The sequence below is a fragment of the Streptomyces lacaronensis genome (genome assembly GCF_047337785.1).
Classification (GTDB): Bacteria; Actinomycetota; Actinomycetes; order Streptomycetales; family Streptomycetaceae; genus Streptomyces; species Streptomyces lycopersici.
On record NZ_JBLHDK010000003.1, the window covers coordinates 3780561 to 3803142 of the forward strand.

At 67.5% G+C, this 22582-nt stretch carries 13 protein-coding genes and 2 rRNA genes; 2 read left to right on the forward strand and 13 right to left on the reverse strand.

The features are described from left to right. Window positions 1-42: 42 nt before the first annotated feature. The 5 genes from ACMTAK_RS15895 to thyX all read right to left on the reverse strand — a co-directional run bounded on the left by ACMTAK_RS15895 (window position 43) and on the right by thyX (window position 9136). Window positions 43-3163: ribosomal RNA gene (locus tag ACMTAK_RS15895) — 23S ribosomal RNA — on the reverse strand. A gap of 284 nt (window positions 3164-3447) precedes the next feature. After that, a 16S ribosomal RNA gene (locus ACMTAK_RS15900) occupies window positions 3448-4974 on the reverse strand. The 16S and 23S rRNA genes sit together here, the layout of an rRNA operon. A gap of 510 nt (window positions 4975-5484) precedes the next feature. Continuing rightward, a complete protein-coding gene (locus ACMTAK_RS15905) occupies window positions 5485-7170 on the reverse strand; it encodes a ribonuclease J (protein WP_413806842.1) in 1686 nt (561 codons plus the stop codon). Window positions 7171-7294: 124 nt separating this feature from the next. After that, window positions 7295-8194 carry a 4-hydroxy-tetrahydrodipicolinate synthase gene (gene dapA / locus ACMTAK_RS15910; RefSeq protein ID WP_413806843.1) on the reverse strand — a complete coding sequence of 300 codons (900 nt, stop codon included), beginning with the start codon at window positions 8192-8194 and terminating at the stop codon, window positions 7295-7297. Between the two features lie 207 nt (window positions 8195-8401). Further along, the gene (thyX, locus tag ACMTAK_RS15915; protein ID WP_413812907.1) at window positions 8402-9136 is read right to left on the reverse strand and encodes an FAD-dependent thymidylate synthase; all 735 of its coding nucleotides are present in this window, start codon (window positions 9134-9136) and stop codon (window positions 8402-8404) included. A gap of 187 nt (window positions 9137-9323) precedes the next feature. Here thyX and ACMTAK_RS15920 point away from each other — a divergent pair, with 187 nt between their 5' ends. Together ACMTAK_RS15920 and ACMTAK_RS15925 are read left to right on the forward strand one after the other, a co-directional pair. Further along, window positions 9324-9566 carry a hypothetical protein gene (locus tag ACMTAK_RS15920; protein ID WP_020868047.1) on the forward strand — a complete coding sequence of 81 codons (243 nt, stop codon included), beginning with the start codon at window positions 9324-9326 and terminating at the stop codon, window positions 9564-9566. Window positions 9567-9631: 65 nt separating this feature from the next. Further along, on the forward strand, window positions 9632-10183 hold the full coding sequence (locus tag ACMTAK_RS15925) for a hypothetical protein (protein ID WP_413806844.1): 552 nt from the start codon (window positions 9632-9634) through the stop codon (window positions 10181-10183). Window positions 10184-10228: 45 nt separating this feature from the next. Here ACMTAK_RS15925 and ACMTAK_RS15930 read toward each other — a convergent pair whose 3' ends face one another. The 8 genes from ACMTAK_RS15930 to ACMTAK_RS15965 all read right to left on the reverse strand — a co-directional run bounded on the left by ACMTAK_RS15930 (window position 10229) and on the right by ACMTAK_RS15965 (window position 22567). Then, window positions 10229-10690, reverse strand: a complete 462-nt coding sequence (locus tag ACMTAK_RS15930) for a tetratricopeptide repeat protein (protein WP_413806845.1) — start codon at window positions 10688-10690, stop codon at window positions 10229-10231. 10 nt (window positions 10691-10700) lie between these two features. Further along, the gene (gene dapB, locus ACMTAK_RS15935; RefSeq protein ID WP_413806846.1) at window positions 10701-11453 is read right to left on the reverse strand and encodes a 4-hydroxy-tetrahydrodipicolinate reductase; all 753 of its coding nucleotides are present in this window, start codon (window positions 11451-11453) and stop codon (window positions 10701-10703) included. A gap of 107 nt (window positions 11454-11560) precedes the next feature. Beyond that, window positions 11561-12940 carry a M16 family metallopeptidase gene (locus tag ACMTAK_RS15940; protein WP_413806847.1) on the reverse strand — a complete coding sequence of 460 codons (1380 nt, stop codon included), beginning with the start codon at window positions 12938-12940 and terminating at the stop codon, window positions 11561-11563. Beyond that, complete coding sequence (locus tag ACMTAK_RS15945; protein ID WP_413806848.1) at window positions 12937-15204, reverse strand: polyribonucleotide nucleotidyltransferase; 2268 nt, start codon at window positions 15202-15204, stop codon at window positions 12937-12939. The genes ACMTAK_RS15940 and ACMTAK_RS15945 overlap by 4 nt, the downstream gene beginning before the upstream one ends. A 403-nt stretch (window positions 15205-15607) precedes the next feature. Continuing rightward, window positions 15608-15895, reverse strand: a complete 288-nt coding sequence (gene rpsO / locus ACMTAK_RS15950; protein ID WP_020868053.1) for a 30S ribosomal protein S15 — start codon at window positions 15893-15895, stop codon at window positions 15608-15610. Window positions 15896-16108: 213 nt separating this feature from the next. Next, the gene (locus ACMTAK_RS15955; protein ID WP_413806849.1) at window positions 16109-18166 is read right to left on the reverse strand and encodes a protein kinase domain-containing protein; all 2058 of its coding nucleotides are present in this window, start codon (window positions 18164-18166) and stop codon (window positions 16109-16111) included. A gap of 76 nt (window positions 18167-18242) precedes the next feature. Next, entirely contained in the window at window positions 18243-20432 is a 2190-nt protein-coding gene (locus ACMTAK_RS15960) for a protein kinase domain-containing protein (protein ID WP_413806850.1), read from the reverse strand. Between the two features lie 11 nt (window positions 20433-20443). Continuing rightward, complete coding sequence (locus ACMTAK_RS15965) at window positions 20444-22567, reverse strand: outer membrane protein assembly factor BamB family protein (RefSeq protein WP_413806851.1); 2124 nt, start codon at window positions 22565-22567, stop codon at window positions 20444-20446. Window positions 22568-22582: the final 15 nt, after the last annotated feature.

Genomic DNA, 22582 nt, shown 5'->3' on the forward strand with positions numbered 1-22582 from the left:
CGGTTCGTTGCTTCAGAACCAACACAGTGGACGCGAGCACCTGAGGACAAGCCCTCGGCCTATTAGTACCAGTCAACTCCACCGGTCACCCGGCTTCCATATCTGGCCTATCAACCCAGTCGTCTACTGGGAGCCTTAACCCATCAAGTGGGTGGGAGCCCTCATCTCGAAGCAGGCTTCCCGCTTAGATGCTTTCAGCGGTTATCCCTCCCGAACGTAGCCAACCAGCCATGCCCTTGGCAGAACAACTGGCACACCAGAGGTTCGTCCGTCCCGGTCCTCTCGTACTAGGGACAGCCCTTCTCAAGACTCCTACGCGCACAGCGGATAGGGACCGAACTGTCTCACGACGTTCTAAACCCAGCTCGCGTACCGCTTTAATGGGCGAACAGCCCAACCCTTGGGACCGACTCCAGCCCCAGGATGCGACGAGCCGACATCGAGGTGCCAAACCATCCCGTCGATATGGACTCTTGGGGAAGATCAGCCTGTTATCCCCGGGGTACCTTTTATCCGTTGAGCGACGGCGCTTCCACAAGCCACCGCCGGATCACTAGTCCCGACTTTCGTCCCTGCTCGACCCGTCGGTCTCACAGTCAAGCTCCCTTGTGCACTTACACTCAACACCTGATTGCCAACCAGGCTGAGGGAACCTTTGGGCGCCTCCGTTACCCTTTAGGAGGCAACCGCCCCAGTTAAACTACCCACCAGACACTGTCCCTGATCCGGATCACGGACCCAGGTTAGACATCCAGCACGACCAGAGTGGTATTTCAACAACGACTCCACACTAACTGGCGTCAATGCTTCACAGTCTCCCACCTATCCTACACAAGCCGAACCGAACACCAATATCAAGCTATAGTAAAGGTCCCGGGGTCTTTCCGTCCTGCTGCGCGAAACGAGCATCTTTACTCGTAATGCAATTTCACCGGGCCTATGGTTGAGACAGTCGAGAAGTCGTTACGCCATTCGTGCAGGTCGGAACTTACCCGACAAGGAATTTCGCTACCTTAGGATGGTTATAGTTACCACCGCCGTTTACTGGCGCTTAAGTTCTCAGCTTCGCGGAGCCAAAACCCCACTAACCGGTCCCCTTAACGTTCCAGCACCGGGCAGGCGTCAGTCCGTATACATCGCCTTACGGCTTCGCACGGACCTGTGTTTTTAGTAAACAGTCGCTTCTCGCTGGTCTCTGCGGCCACCACCAGCTCAAGGAGCAAAGTCCCATCACCAGCAATGGCCCCCCTTCTCCCGAAGTTACGGGGGCATTTTGCCGAGTTCCTTAACCATAGTTCACCCGAACGCCTCGGTATTCTCTACCTGACCACCTGAGTCGGTTTAGGGTACGGGCCGCCATGAAACTCGCTAGAGGCTTTTCTCGACAGCATAGGATCATCCACTTCACCACAATCGGCTCGGCATCAGGTCTCAGACACATGCAAGGCGGATTTGCCTACCTTGCGTCCTACACCCTTACCCCGGGACAACCACCGCCCGGGCTGGACTACCTTCCTGCGTCACCCCATCACTTACCTACTACCACCTTGGACCGGCGGCTCCACCACTCCCCTTCACCCGAAGGATCCAGGACGGCTTCACGGCCTTAGCATCAGAGGATTCGATACTGGGCGTTTCAAAGCGGGTACCGGAATATCAACCGGTTGTCCATCGACTACGCCTGTCGGCCTCGCCTTAGGTCCCGACTTACCCTGGGCAGATCAGCTTGACCCAGGAACCCTTAGTCAATCGGCGCACACGTTTCCCACGTGTGTATCGCTACTCATGCCTGCATTCTCACTCGTGAACCATCCACAACTCGCTTACACGGCTGCTTCACCCGGCACACGACGCTCCCCTACCCATCACAACGGCCGTTGGACCACATGCTGCAATGACACGACTTCGGCGGTACGCTTGAGCCCCGCTACATTGTCGGCGCGGAATCACTTGACCAGTGAGCTATTACGCACTCTTTCAAGGATGGCTGCTTCTAAGCCAACCTCCTGGTTGTCTCTGCGACTCCACATCCTTTCCCACTTAGCGTACGCTTAGGGGCCTTAGTCGATGCTCTGGGCTGTTTCCCTCTCGACCATGGAGCTTATCCCCCACAGTCTCACTGCCGCGCTCTCACTTACCGGCATTCGGAGTTTGGCTAAGGTCAGTAACCCGGTAGGGCCCATCGCCTATCCAGTGCTCTACCTCCGGCAAGAAACACACGACGCTGCACCTAAATGCATTTCGGGGAGAACCAGCTATCACGGAGTTTGATTGGCCTTTCACCCCTAACCACAGGTCATCCCCCAGGTTTTCAACCCTGGTGGGTTCGGTCCTCCACGAAGTCTTACCTCCGCTTCAACCTGCCCATGGCTAGATCACTCCGCTTCGGGTCTTGAGCGCGCTACTAAACCGCCCTATTCGGACTCGCTTTCGCTACGGCTTCCCCACACGGGTTAACCTCGCAACACACCGCAAACTCGCAGGCTCATTCTTCAAAAGGCACGCAGTCACGAGACACCAGCAAGCTGATGTCCGACGCTCCCACGGCTTGTAGGCACACGGTTTCAGGTACTATTTCACTCCGCTCCCGCGGTACTTTTCACCATTCCCTCACGGTACTATCCGCTATCGGTCACCAGGGAATATTTAGGCTTAGCGGGTGGTCCCGCCAGATTCACACGGGATTTCTCGGGCCCCGTGCTACTTGGGTATCGCACAAGCAAGTTGCTGACATTTCAGCTACGGGGGTCTTACCCTCTACGCCGGGCCTTTCGCATGCCCTTCGCCTACATCAACAATTTCTGACTCACCCAGCCGCCGGCAGACGACTGAAGTACGAACCCACAACCCCGTACGCGCAACCCCTGCCGGGTATCACACACATACGGTTTAGCCTCATCCAGTTTCGCTCGCCACTACTCCCGGAATCACGGTTGTTTTCTCTTCCTGCGGGTACTGAGATGTTTCACTTCCCCGCGTTCCCTCCACATACCCTATGTGTTCAGGTATGGGTGACAGCCCATGACGACTGCCGGGTTTCCCCATTCGGACACCCCCGGATCAAAGCTCGGTTGACAGCTCCCCGGGGCCTATCGCGGCCTCCCACGTCCTTCATCGGTTCCTGGTGCCAAGGCATCCACCGTGCGCCCTTAAAAACTTGGCCACAGATGCTCGCGTCCACTGTGCAGTTCTCAAACAACGACCCGTACCCCGTCACCCACACTCACACTCACCGTGCAGTACACCGGGACCGGCCGAAGAAACAAGCATTCCTGCCCGTACCTTCAGACACCCAACAGCGTGCCCGACACTCCCGCCTCCCCCTATCGCGTTCCACGCCGAAGCAGTACTAGCGACCAGAGCAGGCCAAGTGTGCCGAATAGTCAACGTTCCACCCATGAGCAACCGTGCAGGACACTTGCCTGCAGTCGGCTATGCGCTCCTTAGAAAGGAGGTGATCCAGCCGCACCTTCCGGTACGGCTACCTTGTTACGACTTCGTCCCAATCGCCAGTCCCACCTTCGACGGCTCCCTCCACAAGGGTTGGGCCACCGGCTTCGGGTGTTACCGACTTTCGTGACGTGACGGGCGGTGTGTACAAGGCCCGGGAACGTATTCACCGCAGCAATGCTGATCTGCGATTACTAGCGACTCCGACTTCATGGGGTCGAGTTGCAGACCCCAATCCGAACTGAGACCGGCTTTTTGAGATTCGCTCCACCTCACGGCTTCGCAGCTCATTGTACCGGCCATTGTAGCACGTGTGCAGCCCAAGACATAAGGGGCATGATGACTTGACGTCGTCCCCACCTTCCTCCGAGTTGACCCCGGCAGTCTCCTGTGAGTCCCCATCACCCCGAAAGGCATGCTGGCAACACAGAACAAGGGTTGCGCTCGTTGCGGGACTTAACCCAACATCTCACGACACGAGCTGACGACAGCCATGCACCACCTGTACACCGACCACAAGGGGGACCCTGTCTCCAGGGTTTTCCGGCGTATGTCAAGCCTTGGTAAGGTTCTTCGCGTTGCGTCGAATTAAGCCACATGCTCCGCCGCTTGTGCGGGCCCCCGTCAATTCCTTTGAGTTTTAGCCTTGCGGCCGTACTCCCCAGGCGGGGAACTTAATGCGTTAGCTGCGGCACGGACAACGTGGAATGTCGCCCACACCTAGTTCCCAACGTTTACGGCGTGGACTACCAGGGTATCTAATCCTGTTCGCTCCCCACGCTTTCGCTCCTCAGCGTCAGTATCGGCCCAGAGATCCGCCTTCGCCACCGGTGTTCCTCCTGATATCTGCGCATTTCACCGCTACACCAGGAATTCCGATCTCCCCTACCGAACTCTAGCCTGCCCGTATCGAATGCAGACCCGGGGTTAAGCCCCGGGCTTTCACATCCGACGCGACAAGCCGCCTACGAGCTCTTTACGCCCAATAATTCCGGACAACGCTTGCGCCCTACGTATTACCGCGGCTGCTGGCACGTAGTTAGCCGGCGCTTCTTCTGCAGGTACCGTCACTTGCGCTTCTTCCCTGCTGAAAGAGGTTTACAACCCGAAGGCCGTCATCCCTCACGCGGCGTCGCTGCATCAGGCTTGCGCCCATTGTGCAATATTCCCCACTGCTGCCTCCCGTAGGAGTCTGGGCCGTGTCTCAGTCCCAGTGTGGCCGGTCGCCCTCTCAGGCCGGCTACCCGTCGTCGCCTTGGTAGGCCATCACCCCACCAACAAGCTGATAGGCCGCGGGCTCATCCTGCACCGCCGGAGCTTTCCACCACCAGACCATGCGGTCGGCAGTCATATCCGGTATTAGACCCCGTTTCCAGGGCTTGTCCCAGAGTGCAGGGCAGATTGCCCACGTGTTACTCACCCGTTCGCCACTAATCCCCGGCCGAAACCGGTTCATCGTTCGACTTGCATGTGTTAAGCACGCCGCCAGCGTTCGTCCTGAGCCAGGATCAAACTCTCCGTGAATGCTTCCGGGCTATCCCGGCAACACATCACGAGAGCGGAACGGAACCGGAGGAATAACCCGGCCCGTCCACAGCGTCCTCGCTGTGTTTTTTCTTCAAAGGAACCTCGTCCAAAATGGACGGGGTATCAACATATCTGGCGTTGACTTTTAGCACGCTGTTGAGTTCTCAAGGAACGGACGCTTCCTTCGAAACCATTTCACCGGCTTCTCCGGGCGCTTCCCTTCGGTGTTTCCAACCTTACCAGATCCGATTTCCGGTCGTTTCCGATCCGAATTCCGCTTCCGGTGGCCGCTGGAGGGCCTTGCCTTTCGGCTTCGTCGACTTTATCAGAATTTCTCCGAGTCGATTTCCGCCCCCGCCGGTGGACTCCCCCGAAGACCGTTGAGTGCTCCGGGTTCCCCTCTGGCGGAGCCGTAAACGTACTGGAGCGGGGCTCCTCGATGCAAATCGAGGAGCCCCGCCGGGTGTTCAGCGCCGGTGTGGTGCTGACCGGGTGTCAGACGTGACGTCAGACCTCGACGACCACGGGAAGGATCATCGGGCGCCGACGGTAGCTGTCGGAGACCCACTTGCCGACCGCGCGGCGCGCCAGCTGCTGGAGCTGGTGCGGGTCCACGACCCCGTCGGAGGCCGACTTGATCAGGGCATCCTCGATCCTCGGGATGACCGCGGAGAAGGCGGAGTCCTCGATACCGGAGCCCCTCGCGTGGATATGCGGACCGCCCACGACCTTGCCGGTCGTGCTGTCGACGACCACGAAGATCGAGATGATGCCTTCCTCGCCGAGGATGCGGCGGTCCTTGAGCGAGGTCTCCGTGACATCGCCGACCGAGAGGCCGTCCACGTACACGTATCCCGCCTGCACCTTGCCGACGATCTTGGCGATGCCATCGACCAGGTCCACCACGACACCGTCCTCGGCGATGACGCACCGGTTCTTCGGAACCCCGGTCAACGCCCCCAACTCGGCGTTGGCGCGCAGATGGCGCCATTCGCCGTGCACCGGCATCAGGTTCTTGGGCTTGCAGATGTTGTAGAAGTACAGCAGCTCGCCGGCCGAGGCATGGCCGGAGACATGGACCTTGGCGTTCCCCTTGTGGACGACCGTGGCGCCCCATCGCGTCAGTCCGTTGATGACCCGGTAGACCGCGTTCTCGTTGCCGGGGATCAGCGACGAGGCCAGGATCACCGTGTCGCCCTCGACGATCCGGATCTGGTGATCGCGGTTGGCCATCCGGGAGAGCGCGGCCATCGGCTCGCCCTGGGAGCCTGTGCAGACGAGCACCACCTCGTCGTCCCGTAGGTCGTCGAGGGTCTTCACATCCACCACGAGACCGGCCGGCACCCGCAGATAGCCGAGGTCACGGGCGATGCCCATGTTGCGGACCATCGAGCGGCCGACGAAGGCGACCCTGCGCCCGTACTCATGCGCCGCGTCGAGGATCTGCTGGATGCGGTGCACATGGCTGGCGAAGCTGGCGACGATGATGCGCTTCTGCGCGTTGCCGAAGACCTGGCGCAGCACACCGGAGATATCGCGCTCGGGCGGTACGAACCCGGGGACCTCGGCGTTGGTGGAGTCCACCAGGAGCAGATCGATGCCCTCCTCGCCGAGCTTGGCGAACGCGGGCAGATCCGTGAGCCGGCCGTCGAGCGGCAGCTGGTCCATCTTGAAGTCGCCGGTGTGCACGGCCATGCCGGCCGGGGTGCGGATGGCGACCGCCAGGGCGTCCGGGATGGAGTGGTTGACCGCGACGAACTCGCACTCGAAGGGGCCGATCCGCTCGCGGTGCCCCTCCTCGACCTCCAGGGTGTACGGACGGATCCGGTGCTCCTGAAGCTTCGCCTCGATCAGGGCGAGCGTCAGCTTGGAGCCGATCAGCGGGATGTCGGGCTTCTCGCGGAGCAGGAAGGGGACGCCGCCGATGTGGTCCTCATGGCCGTGGGTGAGGACGATGCCGTCGATGTCGTCGAGACGGTCCCGGATGGATGTGAAGTCCGGCAGGATCAGGTCGACTCCGGGCTGCTCCTCCTCGGGGAAGAGCACCCCGCAGTCGACGATCAGCAGCCGGCCGCCGTACTCGAAGACTGTCATGTTCCGGCCGATCTCACCGAGGCCGCCGAGCGGGGTGACACGCAGACCGCCCTCGGGGAGCTTCGGCGGAGGGCCGAGCTCAGGATGCGGATGACTCAAAAGACTCTCCTCACCACGCGCGCCACATGCCCCCTGGGCACATGGCGCGCGTGACATTCGTGCACTTGCTGATGTGTCTGTATGCAGTTGTGAAGTATGAAGGTGCGAGAAATCGCCTCTTTGCTTAGAGCTGTACCCCGCCGGCGGCGAGATCTCGCTTGAGCTGTTCGGTTTCCTCGGCGGTCAGCTCGACCAGCGGGAGGCGCAGCGGCCCCGCGGGCTGGCCCTGGAGGGCGAGCGCGGCCTTGGCCGTGATCACACCCTGGGTGCGGAACATGCCGGTGAACACCGGCAGCAGCTTCTGGTGGATCTCCGTTGCCTTCGCGACGTCGCCCGCGAGATGGGCCTCCAGCATGGCCCGCAGCTCGGGGCTGACCAGATGGCCGACCACGGAGACGAAGCCGACCGCGCCGACCGACAGCAGCGGCAGGTTCAGCATGTCGTCGCCGGAGTACCAGGCGAGGCGGGAGCGGGCGATGGCCCAGCTGGCGCGTCCGAGGTCGCCCTTGGCGTCCTTGTTGGCGACGATGCGCGGGTGCTCGGCGAGCCGGACCATGGTCTCGGTACCGATCGGGACACCGCTGCGGCCCGGGATGTCGTAGAGCATGACCGGCAGGCCGGTGGCGTCGGCGATGGCGGTGAAGTGCCGGAGGAGGCCTTCCTGCGGCGGCTTGCTGTAGTACGGCGTGACGGCCAGCAGCCCGTGGGCACCGGCCTGCTCGGCGGCGCGGGCGAGCTCCACACTGTGCCGGGTGTCATTGGTGCCCGCTCCGGCCACTACATGGGCGCGGTCGCCGACCGCCTCCACCACGGCGCGTACGAGCTGGGCTTTCTCCGCATCGCTGGTGGTGGGGGACTCGCCGGTGGTGCCGTTGACGATCAGTCCGTCATTGCCGGCGTCCACCAGATGAGCAGCGAGTCGCTGGGCGCCGTCGAGGTCGAGCGCGCCGTCAGTGGTGAATGGCGTGACCATGGCGGTCAGCACCCGCCCGAAAGGGGTCTGCGATGTGGATGTCGGTGCCATGGGCTCCACGCTACTCGTAGCGCGCCCCACGGCGCTCGCTCGGGGCTGCGGACGGAGCGAAGAGATGGGACCCGGCACTGCCTGCTCGGGGGTTCAAGCAGTGCCGGGCCCGTTTGTTCAGCCTAGATGAACTTCTCGAAACGCCGCAATACGGACACTTCGCCCGATGATCCGTCCGAGGCGCGGGCCCCGCGCCACGGGGGTCGGCTACGGAGCCACTCGGCCGCCTGCGTTGAAGGCGGCGTGGGTGAGCGGCATCAACCCCGCCCAGTGCGCCTCCATCTTCTCCCCCACCATCTCGATCTCCCGCTGCGGGAACGAGGGCACCGCGGCCTGCTCGTGCTGGGTGCGCAGACCCAGAAAGTGCATCAGCGAGCGCGCGTTGCAGGTGGCGTACATCGAGGAGAACAGGCCGACCGGGAGCACGGCCCTGGCCACCTCGCGGGCCACTCCGGCGGCCAGCATCTCCTGGTACGCCTGATAGGCGTGGCGGTAGGCGTCCTCCATGACCCGGCCGGTCAGCTCGTGCTGCGCCGGGGTGCCCTCGACGAACTCGTACTTCCCCGGGCGACCCTGCTGGATCAGCTTGCGGGCCTCCCCCGGGACGTAGAACACCGGCTCCAGACGGCGGTAGCGACCGGACTCCTCGTTGTACGACCAGCCCACGCGGTGCCGCATGAACTCGCGGAAGACGAAGATCGGGGCGCTGATGAAGAAGGTCATCGAGTTGTGCTCGAACGGGCTGCCGTGGCGGTCCCGCATCAGGAAGTTGATCAGCCCCTTGGAGCGCTCCGGGTCCTTGGTGACCTCCTCGAGGGACTGCTCGCCCGCGGTGGACACCCGCGCGGCCCACAACACATCGGAGTCGGCGGCGCTGTGCTTGACCAGTTCGACGGTCACATCGCTGCGGAAACTGGCCTTCTCGATCTCGGCGGAGGGGATCTCGGTCACCGGGCGGGTCCTTCCATGGTGCGTCGCTCAGGGCGGCGCCCAGCTTACGGGGCACCACCGACAGTCCCGCTCAGCCGAAATTTTTGACTGAAGTCGGCGGATACGGGCACCCAACCGGTCATTCACACGTCCTACACATTGAAGTACTCACGTTCGAGGTTCCAAGGAGAGCCCGCAGATGTTCCGCCGGCGAGAGCCCGTGCCGTTCGCCTTCGTCGCCGAAGCCGACCGTTTCCGCAGCAATGTCACCCCACCACCGCGCCCCCGCGCCACACCGTCCCAGATCGCCGGACGGACCCTGATCGGGCTCACGATCGTCGCGGGGTTCATCGGCTCGTTGATGTTCGGGATACCCGCCCTCGACAGCCAGTCGCACCCCACCCACCAGATCCAGCAGTCAGAGGCGTCCGACGGACGCTGACCACCGCTGGGATAGCCTCACCCAGCACAGGCCCATCCGGACATGTGTGTGAGTGAGGAACTCCCGTGCCCCTGCCCTTCCTGACCGCCGACCGCGCCCGTGACGACGACGCGGCGGCCGGAGCGGACCCGCTCGGCTACGAGGACCCGGACCGCTGGCGCCGCCCCTACCGGCCGGGACCCTGGAGGGTCGGGGGCGCCGCTCTTCTGCTGCTGCTCGCCTCGTACGTCCTGTTCTCCGCAATGATCATCGCGTTGGCGGGATCGCTGTCCGCGGCGGGTGTCTGCGTCGGCGTCGCGGCGCTGATGATCGTGACAGCCGTAAGGCTGGTGCGCAGCGGTGTCGTGGTGAGCGCCCAGGGGCTGCGCCGGATCGGCCTCCTGCGCGGCACCACCGTGCGCTGGCAGGACATCGCCGCGATACGCACGGCCCAGCAGCCGGTCCGGTGGCTGGGCCTGCCACGCACGGTCCAGGGGCAGGCGCTGCTGCTCCAGCCGGTGCGCGGCGGAGCGCCGGACACCCTGTTCACCAGCCATGACGCCGACTTCCTGGGCCAGGCGGAGAGCTTCGAGAGGGCCGCCGACGCGATCGAGGGCTGGGCCGCCGCCCACCGTTGAGCCGTACCGCTGCCGAGCCTCCCGCACCACCGCGGGCGACCGGGGTCAGCCCCCGGCCGCCCGCACCGGCTTGCCGTCGTGCAGGGCGATGGCGCGCTGCATCGCCTTACGGGCGCGCGCGGTGTCCCGTGCGTCGTGGTACGCCACGGCGAGCCGGAACCAGGACCGCCAGTCGTCCGGCGACTGCTCCGTCTCGGCCCGGCGCTTGGCGAAGACGGCGTCCGCCGAGTCCCGGTCGATCCGCCCGCCGGGCGACCGCACCAGCTCGTCGACCGGGAGGCCGCCCTCCGCCTCCAGCTCCCGGGCCAGCCGGTCCGCGCTCCGCGCGAACTGCGTGGTCTGCCACAGGAACCAGGCGCCGATGAGGGGCATCACCAGCACCGCCACACCGAAGACGACGGTGACCGGGGTGCCCTCCCGGATCAGCAGCACCCCACGGTCGCCGACCAGCACGAAGTAGACGACCAGGACGGCCGCGAGAACGAAATATGTGATCTTTGCGCGCACCGCTGTGCCCTCAGTCCAGATCGAGGAAGTGTTCCAGGCCGATGGTCAGGCCGGGGCTGGCCACCACGCGGCGGACGCCGAGCAGGATGCCGGGCATGAAGCTGCTGTGGTGGGTGGAGTCATGGCGGATGGTGAGCGTCTCGCCCTCGGCGCCCAGCAGGACCTCCTGATGGGCCAGGAGCCCGCGCAGCCGCACCGAGTGCACCGGCACCCCGTCCACGTCCGCGCCCCGCGCCCCGTCGAGCGCCGTGGCGGTCGCGTCCGGCTGCGGGGCGCGGCCGGCCTCCCGCCGGGCCTCGGCGATCAGCTGTGCGGTGCGCGCGGCCGTGCCGGAGGGGGCGTCCACCTTGTTGGGGTGGTGCAGCTCGATGACCTCGACCGACTCGAAGAACCGGGCGGCCTGGCGGGCGAACCGCATGGTCAGCACGGCGCCGATGGAGAAGTTCGGCGCGATGAGCACACCGGTGGTCGGCGAGGCGTCGAGCCAGCCGCGCAGCCGCGCCAGGCGCTCGTCCGTCCAGCCGGTGGTGCCGACGACGCCGTGGATGCCGTGGCGGACGCAGAACTCGAGGTTGTCCATCACCGAGGCCGGTTCGGTCAGCTCGACCGCCACCTCGGCGCCCGCCTCGACCAGGGCCTCGAGCTGGTCGCCCCGGCCCAGCGCGGCGACCAGTTCCAGATCTTCGGCGGCCTCCACGGCTCGTACGGCCTCGGAGCCGATCCGGCCCTTGGCGCCGAGGACGGCCACACGCAGCTTGCTCATCGATCCTGTTTCCTTCGATCCCGGGGGCTCTGGCACGGACTAACCGACGTACGGACCACGCCGACGTACGGACTAAACCGACGCTATGGACCAAACCGACTGTCGGGCTAGGCGACGGCCTCGTCGAGACGCGCCGCCTGCTTGTCCTTCAGCGGGCCGATGACGGACAGCGAAGGACGCCGTCCCAGTACATCGCGCGCCACCTCGCGCACCTCGTCCGGGGTGACCTCCGCGATCCGCTCGAGCATGTCGTCCACCGACATCTGCTCGCCCCAGCACAGCTCGCTCTTGCCGATCCGGTTCATCAGCGCGCCGGTGTCCTCCAGGCCCAGCACGGTAGAGCCGGAGAGCTGGCCCACGGCGCGCCGCAGCTCCTCGTCGCCCAGGCCGTTCTCCGCGACCTGGACGAGCTCGTCGCGGCAGATCTTGAGGACGTCGTGCACCTGGTTCGGGCGGCAGCCGGCGTAGACGCCGAAGAGCCCGCAGTCGGCGAAGCTGGAGGTGTAGGAGTAGACGCTGTAGGCGAGGCCGCGCTTCTCCCGGACCTCCTGGAAGAGCCGGGAGCTCATCCCGCCGCCGAGCGCGGTGTTGAGCACCCCGAGCGCCCAGCGGCGGTCGTCGGTGCGCGGGATGCCGGGCATGCCGAGGACGATATGGGCCTGCTCGGTCTTGCGGTTCAGCAGCCCGACCTTGCCCGCCGTACGGATCGCACGGGTGCCGGCGCGCGGGGCGACCGGGGCCGCGTCGGCGCGGGACAGGGCGCCCGCCCTGTCGAACGCGGCGTGCACCTGGCGTACGACGTCGTCGTGGTCCACGTTGCCCGCGGCGGCGACGACCAGGTGCGTCGGGTCGTAGTGCTTCCGGTAGAAGCGGGCGATCTGGTCACGGCCCAGGGCGTTGACGGTGTCGACGGTGCCCAGGACCGGGCGGCCGAGCGGGGTGTCGCCGAGCATGGTGTGCGCGAACAGGTCGTGCACACAGTCGCCCGGGTCGTCCTCGGTCATCGCGATCTCTTCGAGGACGACACCGCGCTCCGCGTCCACGTCCGCCGCGTTGATCACCGAGCCGGTCAGCATGTCGCAGACGACGTCGATGGCCAGCGGCAGATCGGTGTCGAGCACCCGCGCGTAGTAGCAGGTGTACTCCTTGGCGGTGAAGGCGTTCATCTCGCCGCCGACCGCGTCGATGGCGGCGGAGATGTCCAGCGCGGTGCGCCGCCGGGTGCCCTTGAAGAGCAGATGCTCCAGGTAGTGGGTGGCTCCGCCGAGCGTACGGGTCTCGTCGCGCGAGCCGACGTGCGCCCAGATGCCGAAGGTGGCCGAGCGCACGGAGGGGAGGGTCTCGGTGACGACGCGCAGGCCCCCGGGGAGGGTCGTCCTGCGGACCGTGCCGATGCCGTTCTCGCCCTCGAGAAGCGTTTGGGTACGGGCGACGGCCCGCGCCTCCGAGGAGGTGCGGGCCGTCGTCACGGTGTCGCGGGACGTCACTTGGCGCCCGCGGTGGAGCCGCTGTCGGACGCGGCGTCCTCCGTCTGAGGCTGGGCCTCGGCCGGGGACTCGTCCGCGCCCTCCTCGTCCTCGATGACCGGGATGAGGGAGAGCTTGCCGCGCTGGTCGATCTCGGCGATCTCGACCTGGACCTTGGCGCCGACCTTCAGCACGTCCTCGACGTTCTCCACGCGCTTGCCGCCGGCCAGCTTGCGGATCTGCGAGATGTGCAGCAGGCCGTCCTTGCCCGGGAGCAGGGAGACGAACGCACCGAAGGTGGTGGTCTTCACGACCGTGCCCAGGTAGCGCTCGCCGACCTCCGGCATGGTCGGGTTGGCGATGCCGTTGATGGTCGCGCGGGCGGCCTCGGCGGCCGGGCCGTCGGCGGCACCGATGTAGATGGTGCCGTCGTCCTCGATGGTGATGTCGGCGCCGGTGTCCTCCTGGATCTGGTTGATCATCTTGCCCTTGGGGCCGATGACCTCACCGATCTTGTCGACCGGGATCTTCACGGTGATGATCCGCGGCGCGTTGGGGGACATCTCGTCCGGGACGTCGATGGCCTCGTTCATCACATCGAGGATGTGCAGCCGGGCGTCGCGGGCCTGCTTGAGGGCCGCGGCGAGCACGGACGCCGGAATGCCGTCCAGCTTGGTGTCCAGCTGCAGCGCGGTGACGAACTGCTTGGTGCCGGCGACCTTGAAGTCCATGTCGCCGAACGCGTCCTCCGCACCGAGGATGTCGGTGAGGGTGACGTAGTGGGTCTCGCCGTCGATCTCCTGGGAGATCAGGCCCATGGCGATGCCCGCGACCGGGGCCTTCAGCGGCACACCGGCGTTGAGCAGCGACATCGTCGAGGCGCAGACCGACCCCATGGAGGTCGAGCCGTTGGAGCCGAGCGCCTCGGAGACCTGGCGGATGGCGTACGGGAACTCCTCGCGCGTCGGCAGCACCGGCAGCAGCGCCCGCTCGGCCAGGGCGCCGTGGCCGATCTCGCGGCGCTTGGGGGAGCCGACGCGGCCGGTCTCACCGGTGGAGTACGGCGGGAAGTTGTAGTTGTGCATGTAGCGCTTGCGGGTCTCGGGCGCGAGCGTGTCCAGCTGCTGCTCCATGCGGAGCATGTTCAGCGTGGTGACGCCCAGGATCTGGGTCTCGCCGCGCTCGAACAGCGCCGAGCCGTGGACCCGCGGGATCGCCTCGACCTCGGCGGCGAGCGTACGGATGTCCGTGACGCCGCGGCCGTCGATGCGCTTCTTCTCCTTGATGACGCGCTCGCGCACCACGGCCTTGGTCAGCGCGCGGTACGCCGCCGAGATCTCCTTCTCGCGCCCCTCGAACTGCGGCAGCAGCTTCTCGGCGGCCACGCCCTTGACGCGGTCCAGCTCGGTCTCCCGCTCCTGCTTGCCCGCGATGGTCAGCGCCTGGGCCAGCTCGTCACGGACGGCGGCGGTGAGCGCCTCCAGGACGTCGTCCTGGTAGTCGAGGAAGATCGGGAACTCGGCGGTCGGCTTCGCGGCCTTGGCGGCGAGGTCGGCCTGCGCCTTGCACAGGACCTTGATGAAGGGCTTCGACGCCTCCAGGCCGGCGGCGACGATCTCCTCGGTGGGAGCCTCGGCGCCGTCCTTGACCAGCTGGATGGTCTTGTCGGTGGCCTCGGCCTCGACCATCATGATCGCGACATCGCCGTCCTCGAGCACCCGGCCGGCGACGACCATGTCGAAGACGGCCTCCTCCAGCTCGGAGTGGGTCGGGAAGGCCACCCACTGGCCCCTGATCAGGGCGACGCGGGTACCGCCGATGGGGCCCGAGAAGGGCAGCCCGGCCAGCTGCGTGGAGCAGGACGCGGCGTTGATCGCGACCACGTCGTAGAGGTGGTCGGGGTTGAGCGCCATGATCGTCTCGACGACCTGGATCTCGTTGCGCAGGCCCTTCTTGAAGGACGGGCGCAGCGGGCGGTCGATCAGCCGGCAGGTGAGGATCGCGTCCTCGGAGGGGCGGCCCTCACGGCGGAAGAACGAGCCGGGGATGCGCCCGGCCGCGTACATCCGCTCCTCGACATCGACCGTGAGCGGGAAGAAGTCGAGCTGATCCTTGGGGTTCTTGGAAACAGTGGTGGCCGACAGCACCATGGTGTCGTCGTCCAGGTAGGCCACGGCCGAACCGGCGGCCTGACGGGCCAGGCGGCCCGTCTCGAAACGGATGGTGCGAGTGCCGAAGGTGCCGTTGTCGATGACCGCTTCGGCGTAGTGGGTCTCGTTCTCCACCAGGGAAATCTCCTCTTCTGCGTCCCTCGTCCGTGTGACGGTGGACGGTGGTGGAGCAGCGCCCCGGGCCTTACTGGCCGGCGGCCGGGCCGGTCTTCGATCGAAGCCACCGGAATTGCCAGTTCCGGGAGCCACTACCGAGGACCGGCTCCTGTGGCGCCGGTGCGGCGGGAATGAGGCGCTCCTCCTCGTTCGTTATGGCGTTGTTGGGACCAGACTACAAAGCTTCGGCCGTCATCACGACGGCTGCGTCGTCCGTCCCCTACGGTACGTAGCGCCCACGCTACGCACCGGCGCGAAGACCGTACGGATCACCATTGGCTCACCTTTGGCTGAAACCGTACGGCGCCGCGTATGGCAAAGGGAGCGGCCCCCGTCATGGGACCGCTCCCTCCTTGGCGTCTTACTTGGCGCCCGCCGCGCCGCGGCGGATGCCCAGGCGCTCGACCAGCGCACGGAAGCGCGTGATGTCCTTCTTCGCCAGGTACTGCAGCAGGCGGCGGCGCTGGCCGACCAGGAGCAGCAGACCCCGGCGGGAGTGGTGGTCGTGCTTGTGGGTCTTGAGGTGCTCGGTGAGGTCGGAGATGCGGCGCGTGAGCAGCGCGACCTGGACCTCGGGGGAGCCGGTGTCGCCCTCCTTGGTGGCGAACTCGGTCATGATCTGCTTCTTGGTAGCGGCGTCGAGCGACACTCGGTACTCCTTGCTTTCGTCATCAGCCGCCGAGTGCCCCTGGTCGATGTCTCAGGGGATCTTCCGTGACTCGGGAGGCGGGGTCCGCTGGGCGCTGTCTCCCGAGACTCGGAGCCTCCGGGGACGCGTACGCAAACGGCCAGGACACAGGGTACCAGCGTCTTGGTGGGGTGTGTGCGGGGGCGGGGTGGTGGGGTGTCCGGGGCTGCGGTCCTAGAAGACCGGCATGGCGGTGAGCGTGCCGGACTGGAGGGCGAACACACGGTTGCCGGCCGCCGCGAGCCGCCAGCCTCCCCCAGTCCCCGGAGCGTACGGCCAAGCGACGCTTCCGCTGCGGACATCGACCGCCACCACGCCTTGGTCCCCGCGCTGGTCGAGAGCCGCCCACACACTGCCACCCTCGGCGACGGGGGCGTCAAGGGGATGGTCGTCGGACGCGAACGGCAGTGTCCACATCTCCGCCCCGTTTCCCGCCCGCCGTGCCGAGAGGTCGGTGCCGTTCACGGCGTACACCACGCCCTTCCGCACGGCCGGCGCGGTCCAGCCGGTCCCGTCCTGACCGGCATGGGCCCACTTCTCCTCACCGCTCGCCAGGGCCAGCGCCCTCAGACTCTTCCCCCCGAGGTAGACGACGCCGTTCGCGATGGCGGGGGCGAGGGCGGCGGGGGACCCCTGCTCACGCGGGCCCCAGGCGGCCCTGCCCGTTCGGGCGTCGAGGGCGGCCACACCGCCGTCCGAGCCGTGGATCACCAGGCGGCCGTCGGCGACCGCCGCCTGGGCCGGCGTCTCGGTGGATGTGGCCACCGGCGACGGGACGCTCCAGAGCGTGCGGTGCGAGGTGAGGCCCACGGCGCGTATCCGACCGCCGCGGGTGGCGAGGTAGGCCATGCCCTCGTCGGCGCCGAGCAGCACCGCCGCGTCGGCGCCCGGCACCGACCACCGCTTCCTGCCGTCCTTGGTGCCCAGCCCGAGCAGCGCCCCCTTGGCGTCGGCGGTAAGGACGACGTCGTCGGACGCGGCGAGCACGCGGGCGGTGGTGGCGGCCGTGCGCTCGGAGGTCCACCTCCGCTTCCCGTTCCGCACGTCGTACGCGCGCAGCGCACCGCTGGGGGTCGCGACGACCACGAGGTCGTGGACGGGCAGCGGGGCGGGCAGATTGGTGCCGGAGCTCTCGGCGACGCGGACCGGACCCCACAGCGGCTGTGGCGCTGTTCCTTCGTCATAGCGTGACAGCGGCTCGGCCTCCCAGGGCCGCCCGCCGGCCTCCGCCGCGTCGCCGCGCAGCAGCCACCACGCGACGCCTCCCCCACCCGCCGCGAGCACGGCGCCGCCCGCGGCGAGCGTGCCGATGAGCCGCCGCCTGGAGGGGCCCGGCCGGTCGCCGGGCAGGGCGGCCATGCGCCGGGCGTCCGCCTCGCGCCGCGCGATGTCCTGCGCGAGCGGCCCGTTCCTCCAGACCCGGTCCGCGCCCCGGGGCGGCGCCAGCGTCCGACCGATCCAGTCGAGACCGGGCCGGGCCCCGGGGTCCTTGGCCAGACAGGGCTCGACCAGGGGCCGCAGCGCCCCGGGCACCGCGCCCAACTCCGGCTCGCCGTGCACCACCTGGTACTGCACGGCGGCCACATGGCCGCCCTCGTAGACCGGCCGGCCGCCCGCCGCGTAGGCGAGGACCACTCCGAGGGAGAACACATCGCCCGAGGGGCCGGTCCGCTGCCCCAGGACCTGTTCGGGCGGAGCGTAGCCGGGGGTGGCGACGGTCTGTCCGGTGGTGGTCAGGGTCAGCCCGTGTTCGGGCCTGGCGATCCCGAAGTCGATGATCCTTGGACCGCGAGAGGTGAGCACGATGTTGGAGGGTTTGAGGTCACGGTGGACCAGCCCGACACCGTGGATGTCGTGGAGCGCACGGACGAGCGCGGCTCCCAACGCCCTTACGGCGGACTCTTCCATGGCGCCGTACCGTTCCACGGCCTGGTCGAGCGTAGGTCCGGCGAGGAACTCCGTGGCGATCCACGGCCGCCCGCCCTCTGTCTGCGCCGCGAGCACCCGCGCCACCCCGTCGCCCCGCACGGCCTGGGCCGCGTGCGCCTCACGCACGAAACGCTGGGCCATATGGGGGTCATGGGCCACTTCGGGCCGCAGCACCTTCACGGCGGTCGTGCGGCCCTGCCCGTCCCGCCCGAGGTAGACCTGGCCCATGCCGCCCGCGCCCAGAACGCCGATGAGGCGGTACGGGCCCAGGCGCAGCGGATCGCCGGTGCCGAGGGGTTTCATGGGAGCGGTCTCCTGGTCGATGAGGGTTGGTCGGATCAACGAGGCGGTGGGGCAGCCGGGCGGGCCACGTGCCGGGTCATTCCAGTGGGATGGCGCAGACGGTGTTGCCATTGGTGATGACGACCAGGCCCGCGCGGCGGTGCGCCCGCATCACGGAGGCGGACATGCCGTCCTTGTCACCGGAGGGGCCCTGGAAGGTCCATGCCGTGCGATGGGTGCGGAGGTCGACGGCCCTGACCCAGCGGTCCCTCTCCGGCGAGGCATAGAAATACCTCTCGCCGACGACTGGAGTGGATTCATAGGCTTCGGAGGAGGCCGCCTGGTCGGCGGCCCCCTTCTCCTGCCACAGCAGCCGCCCGCTCTTCGTGTCCAGGGCGACGAGGCCATTCCTCCGCTCAACGCTGTAGACGACACCGTCCTTGACGACCGGCGGGCCGTAGTGCTCCATCCGCGGGTCGTAGCTCTCCCCGGATTTGCGCTCCGCGCCGAACCGCCATGCGGTCGCACCGTCGGTGGTGCGCAGCGCGAGGAGCTCCCGGCCACCGGTGAACACATGATCGTCGGTGGCAGCGAAGGCCCTGTCCAGGAAGATCACCGCGTCGGATCCGAGTGGAATCCGCTTCGACCAGCGCTGGGCCCCGCTGTGGGGGTCGATGGCTATGGCTTCGTCCCCCGAGAAGCGCAAGAGCGTGGCACCGGCGGATGCCGCGGCGATGGGGTCGCTGGTACCCGGGGCGATGGCACGGGCCCAGAGCCACTTCCCCGTACGCAGGTTGACGGCCAGACGCTTCTCTCCGCCCTTCGCATATCCCTCGGCGAACAAGGTGCCGTCCGTCACGGCGAGGAGTTTCGGTTCGAGGCCCAGGGAGCCGGTGCGAGCGATCGGGGTCTTGAGATTGCCCGTCGTGAGGTCGACGGGAGCGATCTCGGTGGCGCCGCTCTGGTCGTCCGTCTCACAGGTGAGGAGCCGGTCCCCGTCGACGACGACGGGGACGGTCCGGTCGCTCTCCCCGCGCTTCTCGCCGGTCTTCGCATCCACGCACAGGAGGCCGTTGTCGTGGACGATGACGACATGGTCGCCGACGATCAAGGTCTCGAGGTCCGTGGTCGCCTCGGGGACGGACATCTTCCACACCAGACGCGGGCCCGCACCGGCGGGGCGGCGGGTGGAGCGGGGCGCTGCGGCCGTACCGCCGTTGGATTCCTCCGGGCCGAGCCAGGCCCACGCCCCGGCCGCCCCACCGGCGGCGAGCGCGCCGCCGCCCACTGCCGCGATCAGTTTCCGCCGGGAGAGCGCGGCTCCTATCCGCGGCCCAGCGGTTTCGGTGCGGTGCTCCGCCTCCCGGGGAGCCGGGAGCCTGCTGGGCTGGGCCTCCCATACGGCCGTGCATCGCCGGGCGATATCGGCGAGGACCAGTTCCGGCAACTGGTCCGCGAACCGCCGGAGGTCACCCGCGTGATGGGTGCCCGTGCGGAGCCGTTCTCCCAGCTCCACGGTGCCGGGCCGCTGCTGGGGACCCTTGGCGAAGCACGGCTCCAGTACTGTGCGCAATCCCCCCGGCAGCCCGGACAGGTCGGGGTCGGTGTACCGCACCCGGTAGAGCAGATCGGCGGGCTGTCCGCCGCCGAAGGGCGGGCGGCCGGTGGCCGCGAAGACGAGCACTCCGGCGAGGGCGAACACATCACCCGCGGCGGTGTGTTCACCGCCGGAGACCTGTTCCGGCGACATATAGGCGGGCGTTCCGGCCGCCGCGCCCGTACGGGTCAGCCGGTCGTCGCCGACCGCGCGGGCGATGCCGAAGTCGATGACCTTGGGGCCGAGTGCGGTCAGCAGGATGTTGGAGGGCTTGAGGTCGCGGTGGACCACATCGGACCGGTGCAACTGCGCTAGCGCGTCACACAGGGCGGCTCCCATGGCCCGTACGGCCTGCTCGGGCAGCGGCCCGGCAAGGGCGACCGCGTCGTCGAGCGGTGGGCCGAGGACGTATTCGGTGGCCAGCCAAGGCGTTGGGGCCAGCGGATCGGCGTCGATGACCTGTGCGCCGTGCTGTCCGCCGATGACGCGTGCCGCGTCGGTCTCCAGCTGGAAACGGGTGCGGAATTCGGCCTGCTCGGCGTAGTGCGTGTGCACGGTCTTCAAGGCGACCATCCGCCCCTTGGGCGAGCGGCCCAGATAGACCGTGCCCATTCCACCGCCGCCGAGCCGGGCGAGAAGAGTGTACGAACCGAGGGCTTGCGGATCGTCGTGGGTCAGGGGAGAAACCATCGGTATCCGTATCAGTCCACTGGCAGGGCGTAGAGGATGGTGCCGTTCAGGACGAGGACGATTCCGGGTGCGACGCCCACGACCTGGCCCGGCACAGCGGCTTGTTGGCCCTTCCCGGTGAGTGCCGACCGCCACCGCAGGGAGCCGTCCGCCGCGTCCAGGGCCTCGATCTCCGCGTCGGTCACCTGGAAGACCGTGGCGCCCGAATGGCTGACCGCGGTCTCGCCCCTCGTCCACGAGGATTCCAAGGGGGTGGCACTGCGGCGCCGCCAACGCGTCCTGCCGCTGCGCACATCGACGGCATAGCTGGTGGCGCGGGAATCGGTGGCGTACACCGCCTGCCCATGAGCGGCCGGAATGCCGGACACCCTTCCGTTGGTCGCGACCCGCCAGCGCTCCTTACCGCTGGCGAGATGGTATCCCCTCAGCATGTGCTCGTCGCAGGAGACCAGGAGATCTCCCGGAGCCACCAGACGCTGCTTGGCGCCCTCGTCCTTCATCCCGGCGAAATTTCGCGTCCACAGCTTCCGGCCGCTGCGGCGGTCGAGGGCCAGATACGAGAAGGTGTTCTCCCCGCCGTCCCCTTGGCTCGGCAGCAGGAGCATGGTGCTGAGCAGCAGCGCGGTGGTGTCGCCGTCTCCCTGATACCGAACGGGGAGCGGCGCACGCCATATCTCCTTGCGCCGCACGGAGTCGTAGCAGACCACCGCGTGGTCCTCGGTCCCCGTGCTCCCACTCGCGTACTTCCTGGTCAGGAACCAGCAGATGTCCTTGTCGGCCCCGAGGAATTGGTAGATCGCCGGGCCCTCCACTCCGTCGTACCGCCGCTCCACCGCCTTGATGCGGCCCGTGGCGAGCGAGACCACGGAGAAGGCCGAGGTGTCCGGGGAGACGAAGGTGCCGTTGCCGAGAAGGGTGAGGGCGGACATGGGATAGAGCTTGTCGCGCGACCAGATCTTCTTGCCGGTCCGGAGATTGAGCGCGGACACGGAGTCGCTGGTCCACACGAGGACGGTCCTGCCGCGCCAGAGCAGCGGTGTCTGCTGTGGCTCGCTCCCGAGGTTGTGGCGCCACAGCGGGGCGGGCGCGATCCCGCGCCGAGCGGACGTCTCCTGTGATCCCGCCCCTTCGCCGACCGCCCGCCAGCCGGCCACTCCGCCCGCTCCGAGTGCGAGGCCGACCGCTCCGGTGAAGCCACCGACGACTACGGCGCGCCGGGAGCGAACCGGCGGTGGGATGGCAGCCGCGTCCTCAGTGGGCGCCTGGGCGGCCATGGGAGCCTGCGCCGGATACGCCGCGGCCTGCCGGGCGAGGGCCATCGCCACAGCGTCGGGCAGACGGCCGACGGCTTCGCGGCCCGACGCCGCCCGGAACTCGCGGGCCGCCGTGCCCGGCCGGGGCCGCTGCCCGGGATCCTGCGCGAGACAGACCACGAGCAGTTCTCTCAGCCCTTCCGGCAGTGCCGCGCGCGTCCCCTCGGCCACATCTCGCCGACCCGTCGCGGCGTAGCAGAGCGTGGCGCCCAGCGCGTAGACGTCCCCTGCCGGGCTGGGGCGTTCACCCGCTCGCTGCTCAGGCGGCACGGTGAAGGCATCGACCCCGAGCGATGTGCCACGACCCGGGCCGTTCAGCGCCGCGGCTCGCGCCAGTCCGTACCCGGTCAGCCGGGGCCCGTCCGCCATGAGCAGCGTGGCCTGCGGCGAGATCCCGGCGTGAACGAGACCGCTGGCATGCCAGCCGGCGAGGGCGTGAGCGAGGACCGCGCCGAGCGCGCGCACCGTGGGTTCGGGCAGCGGACCGTCGTACGCGGCCAGCGCGGCGGGAAGCGGCAGGGCGGGGAAGCAGGCGTAGGCGACCCAGGGGAGATCCTCGTCCGGCCCGGCGACATCGATCACGGGAGCCGCCCAACCCCCGGTCAGGCGACGGGAGTTCTCGCCCTCCGACCGGAACCGCACCCGGTACCCCGGGTCGTCGGCGAGGGTTTCGTGCGGCAGCATCAGCACGGCCGTGTGGCCGGTGCGGTCCTCCCTGGCGATACGGCGGCGCGCGTCGTCGGCCTGCCCACCGGCGTCCAGCGTGCCGATGATGCGGTACGGGCCGAGCCGTGTCGGTTCGGCCGGTCGCTGCGGTTCCATTCGCTCCTCCGGACA